Source organism: Marivirga lumbricoides (assembly GCF_014636295.1).
GTDB classification, from domain to species: domain Bacteria; phylum Bacteroidota; class Bacteroidia; order Cytophagales; family Cyclobacteriaceae; genus Marivirga; species Marivirga lumbricoides.
This window is the reverse complement of sequence record NZ_BMEC01000025.1, coordinates 1-20,671: the sequence shown is the minus strand read 5'-3', so window position 1 is coordinate 20,671 and position 20,671 is coordinate 1. Positions and strand designations below refer to the sequence as shown.

Below are 20,671 nucleotides of genomic sequence, written 5' to 3'. Positions count from 1 at the left end.
TTTTAAAATTTAATTATACCTCTTATCCATAAAAAGCAATATTCTACTACATTTTTATGTAGATTACTCTCTAAAATTAATTATATGAATTTATTTATTAATATTCTGATAGGTGTGGTTGCAGCCATTCATTGCTATATTTTATGGTTTGAAATGTTTGCCTGGACTACCAGAGGCCCCAAGATTTTTAAAAGCTTTCCTAAAGAATTATTTTCCAAAACTATCCAACTGGCAGGTAATCAGGGTTTATACAATGGTTTTTTGGCTGCAGGCTTAATTTGGTCTTTTTTCATAAATGATATAAGCTGGAGTAATAATGTGGCTATTTTCTTTCTTTCATGTGTGGCTATTGCTGGAATTTACGGCACACTAACAGCCTCAAAAAAGATTTTTTATGTTCAGGCACTACCTGCAATTATTGCACTCATTTTAATCCTCATTCAAAAATTCGCATAAAATATCAACAAAAAGATTGAAGTAACAGATGATGAAAAAAGTAAATCGCATTACAATTTTATTGCTATTAATTTATTGCTTTTGCATTAGTGGTTATGGGCAGTATTTTCCTGGCAAAGAGTGGCAAACAAAAACACCTAAAGAGTTAAAAATTAATAGTGTTTTGCTGGATAGCGCTGTTCAGTTGGCAAAAAAGGCTGAGAATAAAGTAAATCGGGATCTAAGAATTGCCATCATTGAAGCTTTTTCAAGAGAACCCAATTTTGAGATTTTAGGACCAGTAAAGCCCAGAGGTGGTCCTGCCGGTATGGTAATAAAAGATGGATATATTGTGGCAAAGTGGGGTGATCTTGAGCGAGTGGATATGACTTTTAGTGTAGCAAAAAGCTACCTTTCTACAGTGGCCGGCTTAGCCATAGATGATGGCTTGATTCACAATATAGATGATAAGGCATCGCAATATGTTTGGGATGGCACATTTGATGGTGCGCATAATGCTAAAATAAGCTGGAAGCATCTTCTCACACAATCATCGGATTGGTATGGCCAGCAATTTGGCCTGTATGATTGGGCAGATCGTCCACCTGGAGAGGGAGGGATTGATGATTGGAGGAAAAGGGAACTTCATGAACCGGGTAGCCATTATAAATATAATGATGTGAGGGTAAATGTACTGGCCTATTCTTTATTGCAGGTGTATAGAAAGCCTCTTCCTATTGTGTTGAAAGAGAAAATCATGGATCCGATTGGCGCTTCTAGCACATGGCGTTGGTATGGTTATGAAAACTCTTTTGTAAATGTAGATGGCCTGCAAATGCAGTCGGTTAGTGGGGGAGGTCATTTCGGAGGAGGTATGTTTATCAATACTTACGATCATGCCCGCTTTGGCCTGCTTTTCTTAAGACAGGGGGAGTGGAAGGACAGGCAATTGATTTCTCGGGATTGGGTAAAGTCAGTGCAAAAACCTTCAGAAGCTTATGGTGCCTACGGATATATGTGGTGGAATAATAGCATGGGCGATTGGAAAGGTGTGCCTGAACATATTTATTATGCTGCTGGTTTTGGTGGAAATTATATCATAATTGATGAGAAGAATGATTTATTAATTGTTACCCGATGGATGGATAATTCCAAAGTGGCGCAATTTGTTCAGCTTGTATTGGAGTCATTGAAAAAGTAATGAAAGGTAATACTATAATGTTGTTTAGTCTATTTACTTAAATACAATTAGATGAACCTGGATTTGTTTCACTAACAGAATTTCAATATGGATAAACTGAAATTACAATCTTTGTTAGTTCTGTTATTTGCGCTATCTACTATTCCATCTTTTGCTCAAGAAGGTTTTATAGAAGGTTATATTATCACTACCCAACAGGATACACTTTATGGGGAGGTGAAAGACAGGACAAGGGAGCCATTTGGGAAGCTTTACAGAAAGATCAGGTTGAAACAAAATGGTAAATTATTTACTAAGAAATATTCCCCTTCGGATGTCATTAGCTATAGAAAAGGGGAGGATCTATTTGAAAGTATTTGGTTGAAGGAAAAGTCTGAATTTTTTAAAACTGTCTATATCAGTGAGAAGGGGGTAGGCGAACAGCGATTCCTTAAAGTAGTTTTAAAAGGCGATGTAAGTTATTATCATGTAGAGTGGAGAGACCCTGACTCAGGATATTATGATTATCACGGTTATTTAATTAACCGAATTTCAGATAAATCACTTTACATTCGATTTGATCTCTTTGGAATCAGTAAGAAAAAAGTAATCACTTATCTCAATGATTGCTCTGCGATTATTAACCTTTTAGAAGAAGGTGATGATCCTTCTATTCAGGATATGGTAACTATTTATAATACTGAATGTTCAGCTCAATAATAGTTAGCCGATATTTGTTATTGAAAATAAGTGTTGAAAACTTGGATTACTTGCAGCATTTTTTTTAGCAAAAAAACTGTACTAATACTTTTGTTTAGCTACATGATGAGCTTAATTTGTCTTGTAAAAAGGTATATTAGCAAGTAAGGAGTCTGTTCTGTGTGAATAGGAAAGTGTGTCCCCTTTTAAAACAACTCGGAGTTTGTGTAAATCAGGTGAGAGTCCTTCTATATTTACATAGCTTAAAAAACCTCTCTCGTAATTTGTTGGGTGTGTAGTGTTTATCCATTCTGAGGTTTCAACTGGTATTGAGTCTATAGTGATCTCTAATATTTTATGAAGGTTTTTCTTTCTCGCATAAAATTCATTATCGTTAGCATTGGTAGTGATATTAAAATTACCTCGTTTTGTACTATCCTCTTTCTCCTCCTTCGGGGCTCTGTAACTTAAGATGCTCTGATCCTTTAAAAAGATGGATAGTACTTTCGCATTCATCAAATCAGAAGGAATGGTTAATACCAGCAAGTCATCTGGCTTTCTTTTTGATTCATAATTAGCATTTTGGGCAAAACCATTTTTTGTATTAGCAGCATAAGTGTCAATAGCATACTCTTTAAGGAATTCGGCAGGTTTATCATTTAATATAACAACAAGTACCAGACTGCCAGAAATGATATACCTCTTATAGCCCTTTGTGTTAGAAATAAGTGTTAAAAGCGTTTTCTTATAAAGAAAGGATAATGTTACTATTCTAAAGAACCATGCAATTGGGTAAAATAGCATTGCTCTTCTCCTTCCTCTTCTAAAAAGGCCATTTGTTACAAAATCAATAAATACAAAAAAGGAAAGTAAAGAATAAATAGTAATACTGGTAATGAGTATTATTTCGGTACCATTGCTCAGATTGTTATTAGCAAGAGGGAGTGATAAAAGAATATAAGGAAGAATATAACCCAGAAAGCCGATAAGCAACCCGAAAAGACTAAAAGAAACGGCAAAAATAATACTGGCTAACTTCTCCAAATTCATAATGGACTTCACCATGGAATCAGACCTTTCAAGCTCACTTCTGAATCGACCTTTAAATTTCAGATTACCAACATTTATACCTTTAGGATATACATAACTAAAACCTACCTGTGCAATCCACATAGCGCGAATAATGATGTGAAATATAAATCCTACCCTTAGAAGTTCAAGGCCTTTAATAAAGGATGCTACAAGACTGGCAAAGGGAGATGTTTCCCAGGAAAGCACATGATTAGACCATTCTGCCAGATAAATTGGGGTCTGAATAAGACCGAAAAGTAGCACAGCTGAAAGCAGTAATTCTGCTTCCCAGGAATTCTCCTGAATGGTTTCCAGCCATTGAGGTATTTTATCTTCTGATTGAGTACCCTTAAATTGAACCATGTTGTTTTATTATTCCGAACATAAAAAGAAACCGGAATAATATTAATAAAAATAAATATTAGTTACACTATTTCTGAATAACAGAATAGAAAATGATCCAACACTTATTTAGAATTGTAAATCAGAAAAGTGTTTCTTCTGCCGTAGGAAGTATTCTTTCAATAATGATTTTTTGAGAATTTCAGGATGATCTAAGCCTTCTGTATTTTCAGAATTATAGGCTTGTGCCATTTTTTTAAAGTCTTGATGTGCTTTTAATACCTGCTGGCCATTTTTGGCTTTTCCCTGAAGGAAAAATTGTGTTGCTGCAAGGTAGTCGAGTAGTTTTCTCTTTTTATAAAGAGGGGTAAATTCTATAAGACTTAAATTTTTATAAAGCATTAACAGGTTATTTCTGAAATTCAAATAAGTCTTGTAAGGGCTGTCAGTTTGTAGCGTGCCACCACCAACATGGTAGACAGTGCTTTTTGCAGTGTAGTAAATTCTGTATCCTTTGTTTTTAGCTCTCCAACAAAAATCTATTTCTTCCATGTGAGCGAAAAAGCGCTCATCTAAAGCTCCAAGCTCGAAAAAAGGTTTGGCTTTTACAAAGAAACAGGCCCCGGTCGCCCAGAATATCTCTTTATCATCATCATATTGACCTTTATCCTCTTCCAGAGTGGAGAAAATACGACCTCTGCAGAAAGGGTAACCAAGATAGTCAATAAAGCCTCCGGCTGCACCGGCATATTCAAAATGTGTTTTTTTATAAAAAGATTTGATTTTTGGCTGGCAGGCTATTATTTCCGGCTTTTCCTGCATGAGATGGATTACTGGATCAATCCAGTTAGGTGTTACCTCAACATCTGAATTGAGAAGGACGAAATATTCTGCATTAATTTGAGCTAATGCTTCATTGTAACCTCCGGCAAAACCGGTATTTTTCTCCATCAGAATCAACTGTTGGTTAGGGTACTGCGACTGTAGAAAAGCGACTGAGTCGTCTGTAGAAGCATTATCTGCTACAATTACTTTATGTGGTTTACTGTTTTTGATGACAGAGGGAAGAAACTGCTCAAGGTAGTTTCTTCCGTTAAAATTTAATATTACTACTGCAACCTGATCAGGCATTGAACATACTTCCTAAATCCATGCCTGGTATGTTAGGCAATACTCCGTCTGTTGCTTTTTTCATTTCTTCACGGGCTTTAACATCCACTTCTTCCATGGCTTTATTAATAGCTGCAACTGTTAAATCCTGAATCATTTCCTTATCATTATCATTCACCAGGGAACTATCAATATCGATGCTGATTACTTGCTTTTTTCCATTTACCACAGCCTTCACCATACCCGCACCAGCTTCGCCTTCTGCAGTTATGTGTACCAGGTTTTCCTGAGCCTGCTTCACTTTGCCCTGAACCTCTTTTATCTGGCCCATCATTTTCATCATGTCAAACATATTCTTCTATCTAATTAAATTAAAAACTCCACTTTTAAAATACTCTTCTCCGGCAGCATCTTTTACTACAATGGTGTAACTATAAGTGCCCTCCGGTGCTTCTCGGTCTGGCAGGAAACCGTCCCAGCCTTTATCGAGTTCATTACTTCTGAAAATTAACGTGCCCCATCTGTTAAAGATGCTAAATTCTACCTGCTCGATAAATTTTCCCACTACTTTAATTTCTTCATTGAGTGCATCTCCATTAGGCGTAAAGCCTGAAGGCACAAAAAAGCTAGGAGGGATTTTAAATTGCACCTGGTTTGAAGAAGAAATTAAGCCATTTTCAGAAATTGCAAATACCTGGTAAATATATATCTGCTCGCCTGCATTTGCCACATCATCGCTAAAAAATGTTTCATGGCCAATATCCCATTCATCAACCAAATTCAAATCTCTGTCATATTTTCTAATTAAGTAATGCGATAAAAGGGAATCATAGCCTGTAAAGCTATTCCAGCTGAAATTGATAATGTTTTCAGATTCATTGGCAGTAAGCAGAATGTTAGGCGCTGTAGCAACCAGTGGAGATCTTCCGCTACAGTTATTAGAATAAGAGACTGAATAAAAACTGATGCCGCTTGTAAAGTCAGATGATGTGTCTGTAAAAGAGGTAGAATCAGTAGTGGCAATTTCCCTAAAATTATCGCTTTCTTTTTGCTTTTTGTACACAATATAAGTCTCCGGTTGTAAGCCCTGAGGCACTTCCCATTCTATTTCTAATTCCCCGGAGCTGAGTACTCGGGTACTTACTTGGGTTATTGGCAATTGTGAAGCTGATGCTTCAGCAATAATTTCTACTGCTAAAGATCTAACTTCTATTCCTGAAGCATTGGTTGCGATTATTTCATAATTGTCCGTCTGCCCGCAAAGCACATTAGTATCCAAAAATGGAGAGTTTCCAGTATATATTTCAATTCCATTTTTATAAAGGGTAGAAGTTGTAAAACTTCCACTGTTCCATTCAAGGAGATTGCCATCTGCTTGAGCATCACCAGTTAATTGTATGGAACAAACTTCGTTACTGAGCAAATCATTTCCTGTACAAAGGCTTTTAGATACAATCCTTACGCAATAAAAATTATTGGTCAAGTCCAGGTTATCCAGCTGTAAGGTTCCTACACTTTGGCGGGAAAGTGAGCGAACAGAGTTGTAGGGTGTGTTATTGTTTTGACTGATTTCAACGGAGTAAAACTGGTTTTCATTGGCATTAAAAGCGATTTCCAGAGTGGAGGCTGAAATTAAATCAAGCGAAGTTATAGTTGCTGCTGTTTCATTGAGATTTTCAGGAACAATAGTATTGGTATATGTTGTGTTGCTGCAATTATTAAAACCTGAGGCATCAAAACTTCCTGTAGCCTGTACAGTGTAAGGCAGAGTATTATCAGAATAGGTATGGGAAATAGGGAAGTTATTAATACTAACGTTCTGGGGAGGTGTGCCATCTCCAAAATTGATATTGTAAATATCAAAGCTTTCTACTTCAGGATTCAAATTAAAAAATATATCGCCATTGCAGTTAGATAAGGCAAGCTGCGGCAATTCAGGATCAAAAATTTTGATTGTTAAGCTGTCGAATTGCTGGCTCCCTGTCAGCTGATTTAATACAAGAATATTATAAATACCAGGTTCTGTGTAGGTGAATTCTAGTTTTCCTACTGGCTTATTAGCTTGTTCATTAAAGCAGGTCTGATTTTCAGAAGAGGTAAGATCAGTCAAGTCTGCGTCAAAGCAAGCCAGGTAGGTACCTGTAGCAGCTATAGGAGTTACTGTAATAGTAGTTCCTACGCAGCCTTTTAAATAATCTACTTCAAATAAACCATTTTCACTGGGGAAATTTCCCTGGCTCCAAAGCAAAAATGGAGCTGAAAATGCTATAATGAAGAGATAAATATTTTTCAAGCAGAATGTGTTTTAATGAATTTTACCGCATTTACAATATCATTATGCAAAATACGGTCATCTTCTATTAACGGAATTTCCTGCCTAAAATTACGAATTAATTGCTCTAAAACAGGACTTGTTTTCAGTGGCTTTCTGAAATCTATTGCCTGAGAAGCATTGAGTAGTTCTATGGCCAAAATTTGAGTCGTATTTTCTACTACTTTATAAAGTTTGGTAGCTGCGTTAGCACCCATACTTACGTGGTCTTCCTGCCCGTTGGAGGAAACTATAGAATCTACAGACGCGGGAGTACAAAGCTGTTTGCTCTGGCTTACCAGACTTGCAGCACTATATTGAGGAATCATTAACCCGGAATTAAGACCAGGGTTCATTACCAAAAAATCCGGTAAACCACGGCTTCCGGAAACCAGCTGGTAGGTTCTTCTTTCGGAAATACTGCCTAATTCTGCCATTGCAATGGCTAAATAATCAAGTATCAGAGCCAAGGGCTGTCCATGGAAATTACCTCCTGAAATAATCTCACCTTCCTCCGGGAAAACATTTGGGTTGTCGGTTACACCTGCAAGTTCACGCTCAATAATGGTTTGGGCAAAAATCAGTGTATCCTGTGTGGCTCCATGTACCTGCGGAATGCATCGGAAGCTGTAAGGGTCCTGCACATGTTTTTTAGGTTGCTTAATTATTTCACTTCCATCAAGCAATTTTCTAATGTGTTCTGCTACAGTTATCTGGCCTTGCTGGTTTCTTATTTGATGTATTTTGTTATCAAACGGTTCAATTCTTCCATCAAAAGCATCAATTGAGAGAGCACTTATAGTGTTGGCCCATTTCATTAAGTCCTGCCCTTTAATAAGAGCATGAACAGCAAAAGCCGCCATGAATTGCGTGCCATTGAGTAACGCTAATCCTTCTTTAGCCTTCAAATGAACAGGCTCCCATTGCATTTTAGCGAGTAGGCCAGCCCCACTTATTTTTTCTCCTTTGTAATTGACTTCTCCTTTTCCTAAAAGAGGAAGACTGAGGTGAGCCAGAGGGGCCAAATCACCTGAGGCACCTAAAGAACCTGTTTCGTAAATTACAGGTAGAATATCTTCATTGAAAAAGTCGACCAGCCTTTGTACGGTGTTCAAGTGACTCCCGCTATAACCAAAGGCAAGTGACTGGATTTTTAAAAGCAGCATTAGTTTAACAATGCCTTGCGGTATTTCAGGGCCGGTTCCGCAAGCATGCGACATCACTAAATTACTCTGTAATTTTTCCAGATCAGGTTTGGAAATATTTCTGCTGTACAGTGAGCCGAATCCTGTATTGATTCCGTAGACAGGGGCCTCAGAGGTGGCAATATGCTGATCTAAAAAAGTTCTGCAATTGGTGATGGCTTGCTTGGCTTCCTCTGAAAGCTGAATTTTTAATTTATTATCAATTATATTTCTTATATCGGAAAGGGTGAGTGCCTGATGGCTAATGCTGAAGAAATCACTCATTTTAATGTGTTTGTTTAAATCTATGCTACTTAATTGACAGATGAATTGGTTAATTGCTTAATTATTTCTGGTAATTCTACGTTGCTTTGAGAACCTTCCTGCATGTTTTTGAAAGTTAGTTTTCCGCTTTTCATCTCCTCCGAACCGATGACAATTACATATGGAATGTTTTTGTCATTACCATATTTCATCTGTTTTTTCAATTTTACAGGCTCAGGATATAGCTCAGATTTAATTCCTTGCACACGCAAAGCATTCAAAGCCTTGAGGCTGTATTTCCATGTTTCTTCATCAAAAGCAACTATTAAAACCTGCGTGGTTTCCTGGTTAGACTCAGGGAATAAATTCAATTCCTCCAGTACATCATAAATTCTATCCACACCAAAAGAGATTCCAACTCCGCTTACATTGGGTAGCCCGAAATTATCTGTGAGGCCATCGTACCTGCCACCACCGGAAATGCTTCCCATCTCCACATTTTTAGGTTTTACTTCGAAAATGGCTCCTGTGTAATAGGAGAGGCCTCTTGCAAGTGTTACGTCAATTTCCAGTTGAGGAACCTCAGCGCCAAAACCTTCCAATATAGTCAGTACTTCTTCTAATTCCGCCACTCCTTTTAAGCCAATTTCAGATGTGCTAAGGAAAGTTTTTAAATGGTTTAATTGCTGCCTGTTATCTCCGGATAATGAAAATAAAGGATCTATTTTCTGGAGTGATTCTGTAGGAAACCCTCTGTCTATTAACTCTTCCTTTACTTTTTCCTGCCCAATTTTGTCCAGCTTATCAATAGCGACTGCAAAATCTGTTTCTTTTCCACTGGCACCAATTACTTCCACAATTCCGCTCAACACTTTTCTGTTATTGATCTTAATGGCGTAATCCAGGCTATTAGGCTGTTTGGCCTGTAGTTTCTCAAATACTTCGTGAATCATCAAAACTATTTCCGCTTCACACAACAAAGAATCGGTGCCGATAGCATCTGCATCACACTGATAAAACTCCCTGTATCTTCCTTTTTGAGGTCTGTCTGCACGCCAAACCGGCTGAATTTGGTATCGCTTAAACGGGAAGTTTAATTCGTGCTGATGCATAACTACAAAGCGTGCAAAAGGAACTGTTAGATCGTAACGGAGTCCTTTTTCTGATATTTTTGGAAGTAAATTACGAGAAGAAGATATATCCTCTTGATCTGTTTTGGATAAAAAATCACCAGAGTTCAATATTTTAAAGAGCAACTGATCGCCCTCATCACCGTATTTTCCCTGAAGCACGCTTAAGTTTTCCATTGAAGGTGTTTCTATGGGTGCATAGCCATATTTTTGATACACCTTTTTAATGGTTTCTAAGATAAAATGACGTTTGCCCATTTCTGCGGGGCCAAAATCACGTGTTCCTTTAGGTAAAGAGGGTTTTTGTTTACTCATTGATTCAATCTTTAGCTGCAAAACTACAAAAATTGTAATTGAAGCCTTCAATTATTGTTAAAAGCCTGTAAATTATTTTAATAAGATTATGCTTGTTAAAATGAAATTCATATCTTTGCACTCCAATTTTGATAAAGAAGTAACCATGGCAGGAACAAGTCTTAAAAGAAAAGCTAGAAAAAATAGAGTAGTCGCTAAGAAAAGAGTTGACAATATTAAACGTTTGCAGCAAAAGCCGGTCATCAAAAATGTTGACGTAGAAGAAATTAAAGCTGAATTTGAGAAGGCTGACAAAAAGCCGGTTGCAAAGAAAGAGGAGGAAACTGCAAAAGGAGCCAAAGCTGAAGCTAAGACTGAGGATGCTCCAAAAGCTAAAAAAGCAGCACCTAAGAAAAAAGCAGCTACTGAAAAGTCTGATGATGCGCCAAAAGCAAAAAAATCAGAAGACAAAAAAGAAGATAAGTAAGATAGTTTTAAGATATAATTTGAAGCGAGCCATACGGTTCGCTTTTTTTTTGCCTTTTCTGCTGTAATTCCGACTATTCACACCATTTTTAAGGTATAATTTACAATTTGTGTTCATGAGTAACATTTCCTTACTATCCGCAGAAGGTATCTTCAAGCAATTTGGGAAGCAAGCCCTGCTTCATGCTGTTAGCATTTCTGTTAGGAAAGCAGAAATCCATGCCATTATGGGCAGGAGTGGGGCCGGAAAAACTACGCTCCTTAAAATATTGGCAGGCTTAGTTTCGGTGGATAGTGGAGAAGTGAAATTTCAGGAGCAGGTTTTGGAGAATCCGGAAGAGGTGCTAATTCCTGGTTATGAGGAGCTAGCCTATATGGCTCAGGATTTTCGTTTACTCAAGAACAGAACAGTAGAGGAAAACCTCAAAGATGCACTGCTGGCTTATAATTCTGATTTTTCTCAGGAGCAAAGAGATAAGCTGCTTCACTTGATGCGGCTTGTGCCGTTAAAAGATAAAAGGATTGAGTTGCTGTCAGGCGGTGAAAAGCAAAGACTTGCCATTGCTCGTGCTATGGCTACTTTGCCTGATGTATTGTTGCTGGACGAGCCGTTTACTCAACTGGACAAAGCCACCCGACAAGTTCTGATGGATGCTTTAAAGGAAATGAATGCTGAATTTTCTACAGCTATTATCTTCGTAACGCATGATGTGTCCGAAGCATTTTATTTGGCTGATATTATTCATTTTCTGGAAGATGGAAAGATAATTCAAAGTGGAGCCTCTAAAGAAATTTACAGGCAGCCAGCTAATGCTCAAGTGGCCCAGCTTATAGGTTTATTTAATATGATCCCCGGTGATTTATTGAAAGATGAGTTTTCCCATGTTCTTTCAGCCAATAAAATCTATGGTATTTGGCCTGAGAAAATCAGGTTGGAAAGCGCAGGGGATTCAGCAGAAATTATACTGAAAGCAGAGGTAGAATCCATCACATTTATGGGTAATTACTTTCTATTGAAAGCTGTTATTGGTTCAAGCTCCGATAAAAATGTGCTTTATGTGAACACCAGGGAATATAGTGCTAAGGAAGGAGAAACTATTTCTTTGTACATCAATCAAGGAAATCTGATTAAGCTTGATGAGTAATAGCGTTCAGTCCTGTTTGAGTTATTTGAGTTGCGGTAATTACTATTGATATAATTAATTATTGTGGAGATAAAAAATGCCTGAAGGGCTTAAACTCCTTAGCCCAGGATTGTAACCCTGGGCTAAGGATATATGGTTGCGATCAACCCTGTAGGGGGTGAATTAAGGTAAAAATTTCTCGTCAAATTCAATGTTCTGCTCAATCAGTATCTCTTTGAATTCATTGATGAAGCTAACTTCCTGATGATGTGTTTTTTGACGCTTAACGTAGTTAATGATCTTTTCTTTTTCTCTTTGGGAGTAGGTAAATGCTCCATATCCAACTTGCCAGCCTATGAAATCAGGAAAGTGAGGATTTGCTTTAAGCCAAATACTGCTTGAGAGCTTGATATCTTTCACTAAGTCTGCTAAAGCTACTGATGGATGTAAGTCACAGCAAATATGAATGTGATCTTCAACTCCATTAATCCTATAGGTTATACAGTTTTTCGCTTTTAATATTCCCCAAATGTACTTGTATAGATCAAGGCAGTATTCTTCTGTCAATGTTTTGGCTCTATACTTAGTCCCAAAAATTATCTGGTAAAATATCTGCCTATATGAACTCATAGAAAACGGCTTTTGGTGAAACATTACAATTTACAAAAATTATTTTAGGTAAACCGGTATTCGTATCTTTTAGCAGCTGTTCAACCCCTACGGGGTTGTTTTTATAGCTAGCTATAACCATTGATACCATCAATGGTTATAGAGTTTAACCCTTACAGGGTTTGTTAACTTCCTGTCAAAATTTGAGCGAAGGGAATTTTCAAAGTAGGAGATTGTAGCTTACCCAATCTCTCTACTTTTGGTAAATCCAGGGAAAGGGTGAACAATAAATGGATTCTTGGGGATTTAATACCTTGTAAGCTGCAATTATTCATTGATTTAGATATGATAGAGTTATTTATTAAACCCTCTTGAGGTTGTTTTATAGCTGGCTATAACATTGAGGGCATCAATGGTTTTTGTATAGAGTCTAATTTCGTTGGGGCATCATAAATAGGAAGTGTCTAAAAAAATTAGATTTAAAAAGTACAATTATAATTAGATAAAAAGCCTGAAACCTCAGTTCGATTAAGCGGTATCTCCTGTTATAATATGATGAGATTATGGATACCGATGGGTCGGCATAGGTTAAATTTCTTTTTTCTAAAAAATATAATTCCACTTGAGCGGGATCGAATTAGTTTGTCCCACCAAAGCAGGAACGCTCTGACAGGCTTTTAAAGCAAATTAAGATTCGAATTCAGGTTAAAAAGCATGAAGGGCTTAAACTCCTTAGCCCAGGATTGTAATCCTGGGCTAAGGATATATGGTTGCAATCAACCCTGTAGGGGTTGAACGTATAACTAGTGAATAAAAAAAATCAACTTAAAGCACCACGTTTGCCCAACTCTATTGCTTCCATTTTACTGATTTTCTTGTTGTTTATCTCAAATCGTAAGAGCGTCCGCATTTGGTGGAAGCCCTGCTTACCGGCAGCTCCCGGGTTCAGATACAATAGCTTATCATGCTTGTGATCAGTAACCACTTTTAATATGTGAGAGTGTCCGCAGACAAAAATATCCGGCTTTCTTTCCCGTATTAATTTTCTTACGCGAGGGTTGTAATAGGGAGGTTTGCCACCTATGTGGCTCATGAAAATTTCTAACCCTTCACGTTCAAAAAATAAGTCTTCAGGAAAAATCCGCTGAAAAAGAGGAGAGTCTATATTTCCAAAAACCACCACTGTGGGTGCTATCTTTTCCAATTCTGCAATTATATTGCCTTCACCGATATCACCTGCATGCCAGATTTCATCACAAGATTGAAAGTAATTGATGATTTGAGGGTCAAAATATCCATGGGTATCTGATATTAGGCCTATTTTCATTTATTAGAGGGTTTTATGCCGAAGCAGGCTTTTGTGATGATGTATTTAAAATGTTTTAAGTGATATTAATAAGGGTATTTTTAGCAGAAGCTTCTTTCTGTTAAAAAAAAGCTTCTGCGGGTAAAAGATATTACAGGTTTAAATCATCTAAAAGGCCTTTGATTTTGTCTCCTAATTGATCGAACTCTGCCTTAAAGTTTTCTTTTGAAGATAATTTACTATTTACGCTGACATAAAATTTAATTTTAGGCTCTGTTCCTGAAGGCCTGGCCGAAATTTTACTGCCATCTTCCAGGAAGAATTGAAGCACGTTAGATGAAGGGAAATCAAGCTTCTTTTTCTCTCCACTAGCTAAATCTGTTTCTGAGCCAGTTTTATAATCCCTCATTTTAGTCACCTTAATGCCGTTAATGCTGCCAGGAGTATTTTCCCTGAAGCGTGTCATCATCTGCTTGATTTCCTCACTTCCGGAAATTCCTTTCTTAGTAATAGAGATTAAATCTTCCCTGTAAAGGCCAAATTTAGCATACATCTCTATGAGGTAGTCATATACTGTTTTGCCTTTAGATTTTACATATGCAGTCATTTCAGCAATCATTACGCTGGAAGCTACAGCATCTTTATCGCGCACAAAATCACCAATGAGGTAGCCGTAACTTTCTTCTCCACCGCCTATAAATTTTTCTTTTCCTTCTAAGTCTCTGATTAAACCGGCAATGTGTTTAAAGCCTGTTAAAGTATCATAACTTTTCACTTTAAAATGATCAGCGATGGCCTTGATCAATTCAGTGGTAACAATAGTTTTTACAATGAATTCTTTTCCTGTATACTTTCCAAGCTCGTCCCATCGTGAAAGCAAATAGTATATTAGGAGAGAGCCTGTCTGGTTTCCATTAAGTAATTCAAACTTATTATCTGCATTTTTAATAGCTATTCCTACACGATCTGCATCAGGGTCTGTAGCCATAATAATATCAGCGTCTACGCTTTCACCCATAGCCAAGGACTTTTTCATCGCCTCTTTTTCTTCAGGATTTGGATAGATAACTGTAGGGAAATTACCATCAGGAGTAGTTTGTTCTTCTACCAGATGAACATTCTTGAAACCAAAGTTCTCCAGGGCTTTTGGCACTAAAGTGATGCCTGTACCGTGGATAGGTGAAAATACGATTTTAATAGACTTATCTTCTTCAGTGGCTTTTGGAAAAAGAGAAATCTTCTTCAATTCCTCCAAATATGCTTTGTCAACGTCTTCACCAATGTATTCAATCAAACTATTATTTCCGGCAAATTGAACATCGTCTATGGACTGAATTGCCTGAACTTCTTTCATCACATTTTCATCGTGCGGTTCAATGAGCTGAGCACCATCAGACCAATAAGCTTTATAGCCATTATATTCCTTAGGATTGTGCGAAGCTGTAAGTACTACGCCACTTTTGCATCCAAAATATCGGATGGCGAAAGATAGCTCCGGAGTAGGTCGCAAACCTTCAAAAAAGTACACTTTAATACCATTGGCAGTAAAAACATCTGCTACAGTTTTAGCGAAAGTATCACTGTTGTTTCGGCAATCATGTGCAATGGCTACAGATATTCCACTCTCTGTAAATGTTTTGTTAAGATAGTTGGATAACCCTTGTGTAGCCATTCCCAAAGTGTAGCGATTCATTCGGTTGCTCCCAACACCCATGATGCCCCGAAGGCCTCCTGTACCAAATTCAAGATCCTGATAGAATGATTCTTTAAATTCATCAGGGTTTTCAGACTGCATTTTACGGATGCTTTCTTTAGTAGTATCGTCTACAGATTGGCTACTAAGCCATTTTTGCGCTCTTTCTTCGGTTGTCATGATAGTTGTTTATGCTTTTATATTTTGTTTTTAAATCTTCTTTAGCCTCACTTTTATAGTAAATCTCTATTTTTTGATCTTGGTATCAAGATAACTTATTTTATTTTTTTGAAGAAAATAGTTTTGATTTTTGATTAAAAAAGTGATCCTCCATAAAAGAAACAGCAGATTTTTATACCATAAAGCTTCATTACATTTTTTATAAATTCCCTCTTAATTCCTGTTCTCTTTCAATGGCTTCAAAAAGTGCTTTGAAGTTACCTTTTCCGAAAGATTTGGCTCCTTTTCTTTGGATAATTTCAAAAAACACAGTTGGCCTGTCCTGAATAGGTTTTGTGAAAATCTGTAATAAGTAACCTTCATTATCCCTGTCTACCAGTATGTTAAGGTCTTTTATGGGTTTAATATCTTCTTCTATTTCACCCACTCTGTCCTGCAAGTCCTGATAATAGGTTTCAGGGACGTTCAGGAATTCAACTCCTCGCCTTCGCATCTCCGAAACTGTATGGATGATATCATCTGTAGCGATGGCGATGTGCTGTACACCCGCTCCTTTGTAAAAATCTATATATTCTTCAATCTGGGATTTTTTCTTTCCTTCAGCCGGCTCATTAATAGGAAACTTGATGAATCCATTACCATTTGATACCACTTTGGACATGAGAGCTGTGTATTCTGTTGAAATGTCTTTATCATCGAAAGTAATCAACAGACTGAAACCCATTACTTTTTCATAAAATTCTACCCATTTATTCATTTCTCCCCAGCCTACATTTCCAACGCAATGGTCTACATATTTTAAACCAATTGGGCTGGCAGGTAAAGCACTGGTTTTTGCTATAAAACCTGGTAGAAATGGCCCATCATAGTGCGTTCTATCAACAAAAGTGTGAAGCGTTTCTCCATAAGTATGAATACTTGAAATGGTTACTTTGCCGTTATCATCTTCCAAAACTTTCGGTTCGGTGTGGGATTTTGCACCTCTGGTTGTCGTCTCTTTCCATGAAACTTCTGCATCATCCACCCAAAGTGCTAAAACTTTTACACCATCACCATGTTTTTTAACATGCTCTGAAATTTCGGAATCAGGTACCAGAGAGGAGGTGAGTACAAAGCGTATTTTACCTTGTTGCAACATATAAGAGCACCGGTCTTTTATACCTGTTTCCGGCCCGGCATAGGCTTTCATTTCAAAGCCAAGCGCTGTTTGGTAATACATGGCCGACTGCTTGGCATTGCCGACATAAAATTCAATGTAGTCAGTTCCTTTAATAGGTAAAAAATCCTGTTCCATAGCTTTTTACTTAATATTTTTGATGAATGAATTTAAACAATATTATTTCTTCCTGTTTGTAAGTTACGGGAAGAATTAAATTTAGGTCTCGTATTTAACGATTTAGAACCAAAATTAAATTTATTTCTGTGGAATAGAAATAAAACTATAATTATTAAGAATTAGTACAGGGTTTGTTTGGAAGTTCAAGGCAATCTAAGGAATTTTGCAATCTGAAATTTTAGCCCAACACAATAATGATAGATATTAAAAAATTAGATTCGGACTTAACCACTCTTGTTAAGAAGAAGATAGCGCTAAGTAAATTAAATTATGCCGATAAAGATTATGATGCCATAGAAGAGGAACTACACGACCTGGAAGATGATTTCATTGAAAATTATGGTGAATACCTTGAAGATGCATTAGCAGAGGTACATGATGAGTTCTGCCCGGATAACGATGTATTACTCCCTATAGCATATTTGGCTGACGAGTATATTGTGAAAGATGATACCATTGATGTAGCGCCAGGCCAGGGGGTATTGGTAGAAGCTGATGATTTTGCCAGTGCAAAAGTTACTTTAGCTTTAGCACCTAATCCTACACGTATTGTATTGCAGGCGGGAGCTGACCATAAAGAAGTGGTTTGGCAAGCTAAGTAAAAGTAGAATAAGACAAAATATAGTAAGGGCCGGGGGATATTCTTCGGCCTTTTTGTTTTAATAAACAAGACGAATTTATTGAACTAATCAAATTTTCATTTAGCAGAGGATGGCTTAATCTATATTGCTTTTTAGTAAAATTAATTACTGTTTAGTAAAGGATGTTCGGGGAGAAAACTTTACTTTGCAAAAGAGGGTTAAATCCTTAACAATTGTTTTTTAGAGCAAAAAAAATAGATGAAAATATATACTAAAACAGGGGACAAAGGAAAGACTTCATTATTAGGTGGTTCCAGGGTTTCAAAAGCCAATAGAAGAATTGATGCCTATGGTAATGTGGATGAATTAAATTCCTGGATAGGATTATTAAGGGATCAATCCGTAAACCAGAAGAGGCATCTTTTACTGATTGAAATTCAGGATCGATTGTTTACAATAGGCTCTCACCTTGCTAATGAAGGAGGTGAAAGACAATTTTCAATTCCGGAAATTAAGCATTCTGACATTGATCGACTTGAAAAAGCAATTGATGAGATGAACGAAGAGTTGCCACCAATGAAAAACTTTATTTTACCGGGCGGAAATCCTGTGATTTCTTACACGCATATTGCACGGACTGTTTGCAGAAGGGCAGAGAGGGGAGTAGTAGCGTTGGCTGAATCGGAAGCTGTTGAAGAAGTGATTGTTATCTACTTAAACAGGCTTTCAGATTATTTATTTGTACTTTCCAGAATGGTTACCAAAGAGCTTAGCTCTACTGAGGTGCCTTGGGTACCCAAAAAATAATATTGGAAATACCTTCGTTTTTTACTAATTTCGTACTTTTAAAATTACCCACAGTGATGCTAGAAACTTCAGAAATATCCGTTCAAAAGGTTGAAAAATCAAAAATTAAGGAAGTTGACTTTAACAATATTCCTTTCGGCAGAGTGTATTCAGATCATATGTTCATAGCTGACTATAAAGATGGTGAATGGACAGATTTGAGGATTCAGCCTTATGAAAATCTTTCTTTAGCACCTGCCTCAAGTGTAATACATTATGGACAGTCCATCTTTGAAGGGTTAAAAGCCTATAAAACTAAATCCGGAGAAACAGCTATTTTCAGACCTAAAGCTAATGCAGCAAGATTGAATAAATCTGCAGAACGCATGTGCATACCTGAAGTGCCTGAAGATTTGTTTATGCATGCTTTGAAAGAACTTCTTAAACTAGATAGCGCATGGATTCCTGATCAACCTGGAAATTCTCTTTATATCCGTCCTTTTGTTTTTGCTATGGACGATTATATCGGTATCAAACCTTCTGATACTTATAGGTTTATGATCATCACTTGTCCTGTAAGTTCCTATTATACAGAGCCGGTAAAGGTAAAAATTGAAACCAAATATACTCGTGCTGCTGAAGGTGGAACTGGCTTTGCTAAAGCTGCGGGTAACTATGCTGGCGCTTTGTATCCTGCTCGTCAGGCTCAGAAATTAGGGTATCATCAACTTTTGTGGACAGACGCCAAGGAGCACAAGTATTTTGAAGAATCCGGTACCATGAATATCATGTTTGTTATAAATGATACATTAATTACTCCTGAGGCTGGCTCTACAATCTTGAGAGGTATCACAAGAGATTCTGTGCTAACACTTGCTCGCGACTGGGGAATGAAGGTAGAAGAGAGAAGAATTACAGTAGAGGAAGTAATTAATGCAGCTAAAGATGGCACGCTGCAGGAAGCTTTTGGTGCGGGAACGGCTGCTACCATTGCTCATATTAAATTGATTGGCTATGAAGATACTGATTATACCTTGCCAGCCATCGAAGAAAGGAAGTTTTCCAACAAGGTGCTAAAGGCAATGGATGCTATCAAATCAGGAGAAGCTGAAGATAAATTTGGCTGGCTTCACATGATCTAAATTCATTTATTTAATATAATTTTGCCGTATTGTTTAATAAAGCTTTACGGCTTTTTTATGGATAAGGCTGAAAGGATAGCTACAGGCTTACTCATAAACATCAACGGAAATAAATTTTTAACCATAAACAAATCTTTGTCTCATGACATCAGATCAACTGAAAGATTTAAAGGCTCGTGTTAATGCCTTGAGGGGGTATCTTTGACTACGATACTAAAATTGAAGAAATAAAAGAGCTTGAAATGCTCACAGCTCAGCCGGACTTCTGGAATGATTCAGATGCCGCTGAAGAAACAATGAAGAAAATCAGGGCCATTAAAGAGTGGACCAAGCATTTTGAAGAATTGAGTGACTTATATGGTGATGCTGAAACGCTTTATGAGTTTTATGAACTGGAAGAAGCTACTGAAGCTGAAGTGGATAAGGCTTACGAAAAAGCAATGGGCAAGGTAGAAGACCTTGAGCTTAAAAAGATGCTTTCTTCGGAAGAAGATCAGCTTTCTGCCATGTTGCAGATTAGTCCAGGGGCCGGAGGTACAGAAAGTAACGATTGGGCTGGCATATTAATGCGTATGTACATTATGTGGGGGGAGTCCAATGGCTATAAAGTACGCGAAGTGGATTTTCAAGCTGGCGATGTGGCAGGGGTAAAATCTGTTACTTTAGAATTTGATGGTCCGCAAGCATATGGCTTTCTCAAATCGGAGAATGGGGTTCATCGTCTTGTGAGAATTTCACCTTTCGATAGTGGTGGAAGAAGACATACTTCTTTCGCCTCAGTATATGTCTATCCGGTGGTGGATGATACGATTGAAATCAATATTCATCCTTCTGAAATTGAGATGCATACCTCAAGGTCAGGTGGTGCTGGTGGACAGAACGTGAATAAAGTAGAAACGAAAGTTCAGCTTACTCATAAACCTACAGGTATCGTGGTGGTTTGCCAGGCAGGCAGAACGCAGCTTGGAAACAGGGAGGAGGCGATGAAAATGTTGAAGTCGCAACTTTACCAGCGTGAAGTAGAGAAACGTAATGCAGAAAGAAATGAGATAGAGGCAGGAAAAATGAAGATTGATTTTGGTTCTCAGATCAGAAACTATGTATTACACCCTTACAAACTTATTAAAGATGCGAGAACAGGTGTTGAAAGAACCGATGTGCAAAATGTATTGGATGGTGACTTAAATGATTACATCAAAGCATTCCTAATGGGAAAGCAAGTGAGTAAGAATGGTGAAGAATAAATTAGTTACTCATTTATATGTGTGACTAGTCCTAAAAAGGACGTCCTTGATAATTACTATAGCCAAAGGAAAATATAAGAGTTGGACTGATGAAGTTCAGCTTTTTTTATTTTGATCCTCGATGTTTAGGTGTTTAACTTCTTGGAAAAGTACAAAATTATAGA

General features: G+C 37.4%; 19 protein-coding genes. 9 read left to right on the top strand and 10 right to left on the bottom strand.

All coding sequences use genetic code 11. The features are described 5' to 3' along the window. The first annotated feature begins 84 nt into the window (after positions 1–84). The 3 genes from IEV85_RS23915 (at position 85) to IEV85_RS23905 (ending at position 2,335) form a co-directional block, all read left to right on the top strand. Positions 85–456 carry a DUF1304 domain-containing protein gene (locus tag IEV85_RS23915; protein ID WP_188467797.1) on the top strand — a complete coding sequence of 124 codons (372 nt, stop codon included), beginning with the start codon at positions 85–87 and terminating at the stop codon, positions 454–456. Positions 457–484: 28 nt separating this feature from the next. Continuing rightward, positions 485–1,636 carry a serine hydrolase domain-containing protein gene (locus IEV85_RS23910; RefSeq protein WP_229712722.1) on the top strand — a complete coding sequence of 384 codons (1,152 nt, stop codon included), beginning with the start codon at positions 485–487 and terminating at the stop codon, positions 1,634–1,636. Between the two features lie 87 nt (positions 1,637–1,723). Further along, the gene (locus IEV85_RS23905; protein WP_188467796.1) at positions 1,724–2,335 is read left to right on the top strand and encodes a hypothetical protein; all 612 of its coding nucleotides are present in this window, start codon (positions 1,724–1,726) and stop codon (positions 2,333–2,335) included. A 111-nt stretch (positions 2,336–2,446) separates the two neighbouring features. Here the strand turns inward: IEV85_RS23905 and IEV85_RS23900 are convergent, their stop codons facing one another. From IEV85_RS23900 to hisS, 6 genes are all read right to left on the bottom strand, one after another. Continuing rightward, complete coding sequence (locus IEV85_RS23900) at positions 2,447–3,748, bottom strand: hypothetical protein (RefSeq protein ID WP_188467795.1); 1,302 nt, start codon at positions 3,746–3,748, stop codon at positions 2,447–2,449. A gap of 108 nt (positions 3,749–3,856) precedes the next feature. Further along, a complete protein-coding gene (locus IEV85_RS23895) occupies positions 3,857–4,858 on the bottom strand; it encodes a glycosyltransferase family 2 protein (protein ID WP_188467794.1) in 1,002 nt (333 codons plus the stop codon). After that, on the bottom strand, positions 4,851–5,189 hold the full coding sequence (locus tag IEV85_RS23890) for a YbaB/EbfC family nucleoid-associated protein (protein WP_188467793.1): 339 nt from the start codon (positions 5,187–5,189) through the stop codon (positions 4,851–4,853). Before IEV85_RS23890 ends, IEV85_RS23895 begins: the two co-directional genes overlap by 8 nt. Positions 5,190–5,195: 6 nt before the next feature. Beyond that, on the bottom strand, positions 5,196–7,130 hold the full coding sequence (locus IEV85_RS23885; protein WP_188467792.1) for a T9SS type B sorting domain-containing protein: 1,935 nt from the start codon (positions 7,128–7,130) through the stop codon (positions 5,196–5,198). Then, entirely contained in the window at positions 7,127–8,617 is a 1,491-nt protein-coding gene (hutH, locus tag IEV85_RS23880; protein ID WP_188467791.1) for a histidine ammonia-lyase, read from the bottom strand. The genes IEV85_RS23885 and hutH overlap by 4 nt, the downstream gene beginning before the upstream one ends. 29 nt (positions 8,618–8,646) lie before the next feature. Continuing rightward, positions 8,647–10,041, bottom strand: a complete 1,395-nt coding sequence (hisS, locus tag IEV85_RS23875) for a histidine--tRNA ligase (RefSeq protein WP_188467790.1) — start codon at positions 10,039–10,041, stop codon at positions 8,647–8,649. A gap of 100 nt (positions 10,042–10,141) precedes the next feature. On the opposite strand from hisS, the gene IEV85_RS23870 reads away from it, so the two are divergent. Beyond that, positions 10,142–10,507 (top strand): hypothetical protein, encoded by a 366-nt coding sequence (locus IEV85_RS23870; RefSeq protein ID WP_188467813.1) that lies wholly within the window; start codon positions 10,142–10,144, stop codon positions 10,505–10,507. Between the two features lie 115 nt (positions 10,508–10,622). Further along, positions 10,623–11,651: an ABC transporter ATP-binding protein gene (locus IEV85_RS23865; protein WP_188467789.1), complete on the top strand. Its 1,029-nt coding sequence runs from the start codon at positions 10,623–10,625 to the stop codon at positions 11,649–11,651. A 162-nt stretch (positions 11,652–11,813) separates the two neighbouring features. Here the strand turns inward: IEV85_RS23865 and tnpA are convergent, their stop codons facing one another. From tnpA to hppD, 4 genes are all read right to left on the bottom strand, one after another. Beyond that, complete coding sequence (gene tnpA / locus IEV85_RS23860) at positions 11,814–12,260, bottom strand: IS200/IS605 family transposase (RefSeq protein ID WP_188467788.1); 447 nt, start codon at positions 12,258–12,260, stop codon at positions 11,814–11,816. A 799-nt stretch (positions 12,261–13,059) separates the two neighbouring features. Then, positions 13,060–13,566 (bottom strand): metallophosphoesterase family protein, encoded by a 507-nt coding sequence (locus IEV85_RS23855; protein WP_188467787.1) that lies wholly within the window; start codon positions 13,564–13,566, stop codon positions 13,060–13,062. Positions 13,567–13,696: 130 nt separating this feature from the next. Beyond that, positions 13,697–15,418: a phospho-sugar mutase gene (locus IEV85_RS23850; protein ID WP_188467786.1), complete on the bottom strand. Its 1,722-nt coding sequence runs from the start codon at positions 15,416–15,418 to the stop codon at positions 13,697–13,699. A gap of 199 nt (positions 15,419–15,617) precedes the next feature. After that, positions 15,618–16,712 (bottom strand): 4-hydroxyphenylpyruvate dioxygenase, encoded by a 1,095-nt coding sequence (hppD, locus tag IEV85_RS23845; protein WP_188467785.1) that lies wholly within the window; start codon positions 16,710–16,712, stop codon positions 15,618–15,620. 236 nt (positions 16,713–16,948) lie between these two features. Here hppD and IEV85_RS23840 point away from each other — a divergent pair, with 236 nt between their 5' ends. From IEV85_RS23840 to prfB, 4 genes are all read left to right on the top strand, one after another. Beyond that, the gene (locus tag IEV85_RS23840) at positions 16,949–17,356 is read left to right on the top strand and encodes a hypothetical protein (RefSeq protein ID WP_188467784.1); all 408 of its coding nucleotides are present in this window, start codon (positions 16,949–16,951) and stop codon (positions 17,354–17,356) included. 237 nt (positions 17,357–17,593) lie between these two features. Continuing rightward, positions 17,594–18,142, top strand: coding sequence for a cob(I)yrinic acid a,c-diamide adenosyltransferase (locus tag IEV85_RS23835; protein WP_188467783.1), 549 nt, complete (start codon positions 17,594–17,596; stop codon positions 18,140–18,142). Between the two features lie 56 nt (positions 18,143–18,198). Then, on the top strand, positions 18,199–19,263 hold the full coding sequence (locus tag IEV85_RS23830) for a branched-chain amino acid aminotransferase (protein ID WP_188467782.1): 1,065 nt from the start codon (positions 18,199–18,201) through the stop codon (positions 19,261–19,263). A 142-nt stretch (positions 19,264–19,405) separates the two neighbouring features. Beyond that, a protein-coding gene (gene prfB, locus IEV85_RS23825) for a peptide chain release factor 2 (RefSeq protein ID WP_425562913.1) occupies positions 19,406–20,507 on the top strand; the annotation gives its coding sequence in 2 pieces (ribosomal slippage) (positions 19,406–19,465 and positions 19,467–20,507; 1,101 coding nt in all). Positions 20,508–20,671 lie beyond the last annotated feature (164 nt).

What these genes read in the sequence shown, in the direction of transcription:
- IEV85_RS23890 (WP_188467793.1), bottom strand. Translation starts at nt 5,189, where the DNA reads ATGTTTGACATGATGAAAATGATGGGCCAGATAAAAGAGGTTCAGGGC.
- IEV85_RS23850 (WP_188467786.1), bottom strand. Translation starts at nt 15,418, where the DNA reads ATGACAACCGAAGAAAGAGCGCAAAAATGGCTTAGTAGCCAATCTGTA.
- IEV85_RS23895 (WP_188467794.1), bottom strand. Translation starts at nt 4,858, where the DNA reads ATGCCTGATCAGGTTGCAGTAGTAATATTAAATTTTAACGGAAGAAAC.
- hisS (WP_188467790.1), bottom strand. Translation starts at nt 10,041, where the DNA reads ATGAGTAAACAAAAACCCTCTTTACCTAAAGGAACACGTGATTTTGGC.
- IEV85_RS23855 (WP_188467787.1), bottom strand. Translation starts at nt 13,566, where the DNA reads ATGAAAATAGGCCTAATATCAGATACCCATGGATATTTTGACCCTCAA.
- IEV85_RS23840 (WP_188467784.1), top strand. Translation starts at nt 16,949, where the DNA reads ATGATAGATATTAAAAAATTAGATTCGGACTTAACCACTCTTGTTAAG.
- IEV85_RS23870 (WP_188467813.1), top strand. Translation starts at nt 10,142, where the DNA reads ATGAAATTCATATCTTTGCACTCCAATTTTGATAAAGAAGTAACCATG.
- IEV85_RS23835 (WP_188467783.1), top strand. Translation starts at nt 17,594, where the DNA reads ATGAAAATATATACTAAAACAGGGGACAAAGGAAAGACTTCATTATTA.
- IEV85_RS23865 (WP_188467789.1), top strand. Translation starts at nt 10,623, where the DNA reads ATGAGTAACATTTCCTTACTATCCGCAGAAGGTATCTTCAAGCAATTT.
- tnpA (WP_188467788.1), bottom strand. Translation starts at nt 12,260, where the DNA reads ATGAGTTCATATAGGCAGATATTTTACCAGATAATTTTTGGGACTAAG.
- IEV85_RS23915 (WP_188467797.1), top strand. Translation starts at nt 85, where the DNA reads ATGAATTTATTTATTAATATTCTGATAGGTGTGGTTGCAGCCATTCAT.
- hppD (WP_188467785.1), bottom strand. Translation starts at nt 16,712, where the DNA reads ATGGAACAGGATTTTTTACCTATTAAAGGAACTGACTACATTGAATTT.
- IEV85_RS23910 (WP_229712722.1), top strand. Translation starts at nt 485, where the DNA reads ATGATGAAAAAAGTAAATCGCATTACAATTTTATTGCTATTAATTTAT.
- hutH (WP_188467791.1), bottom strand. Translation starts at nt 8,617, where the DNA reads ATGAGTGATTTCTTCAGCATTAGCCATCAGGCACTCACCCTTTCCGAT.
- IEV85_RS23830 (WP_188467782.1), top strand. Translation starts at nt 18,199, where the DNA reads ATGCTAGAAACTTCAGAAATATCCGTTCAAAAGGTTGAAAAATCAAAA.
- IEV85_RS23905 (WP_188467796.1), top strand. Translation starts at nt 1,724, where the DNA reads ATGGATAAACTGAAATTACAATCTTTGTTAGTTCTGTTATTTGCGCTA.
- IEV85_RS23900 (WP_188467795.1), bottom strand. Translation starts at nt 3,748, where the DNA reads ATGGTTCAATTTAAGGGTACTCAATCAGAAGATAAAATACCTCAATGG.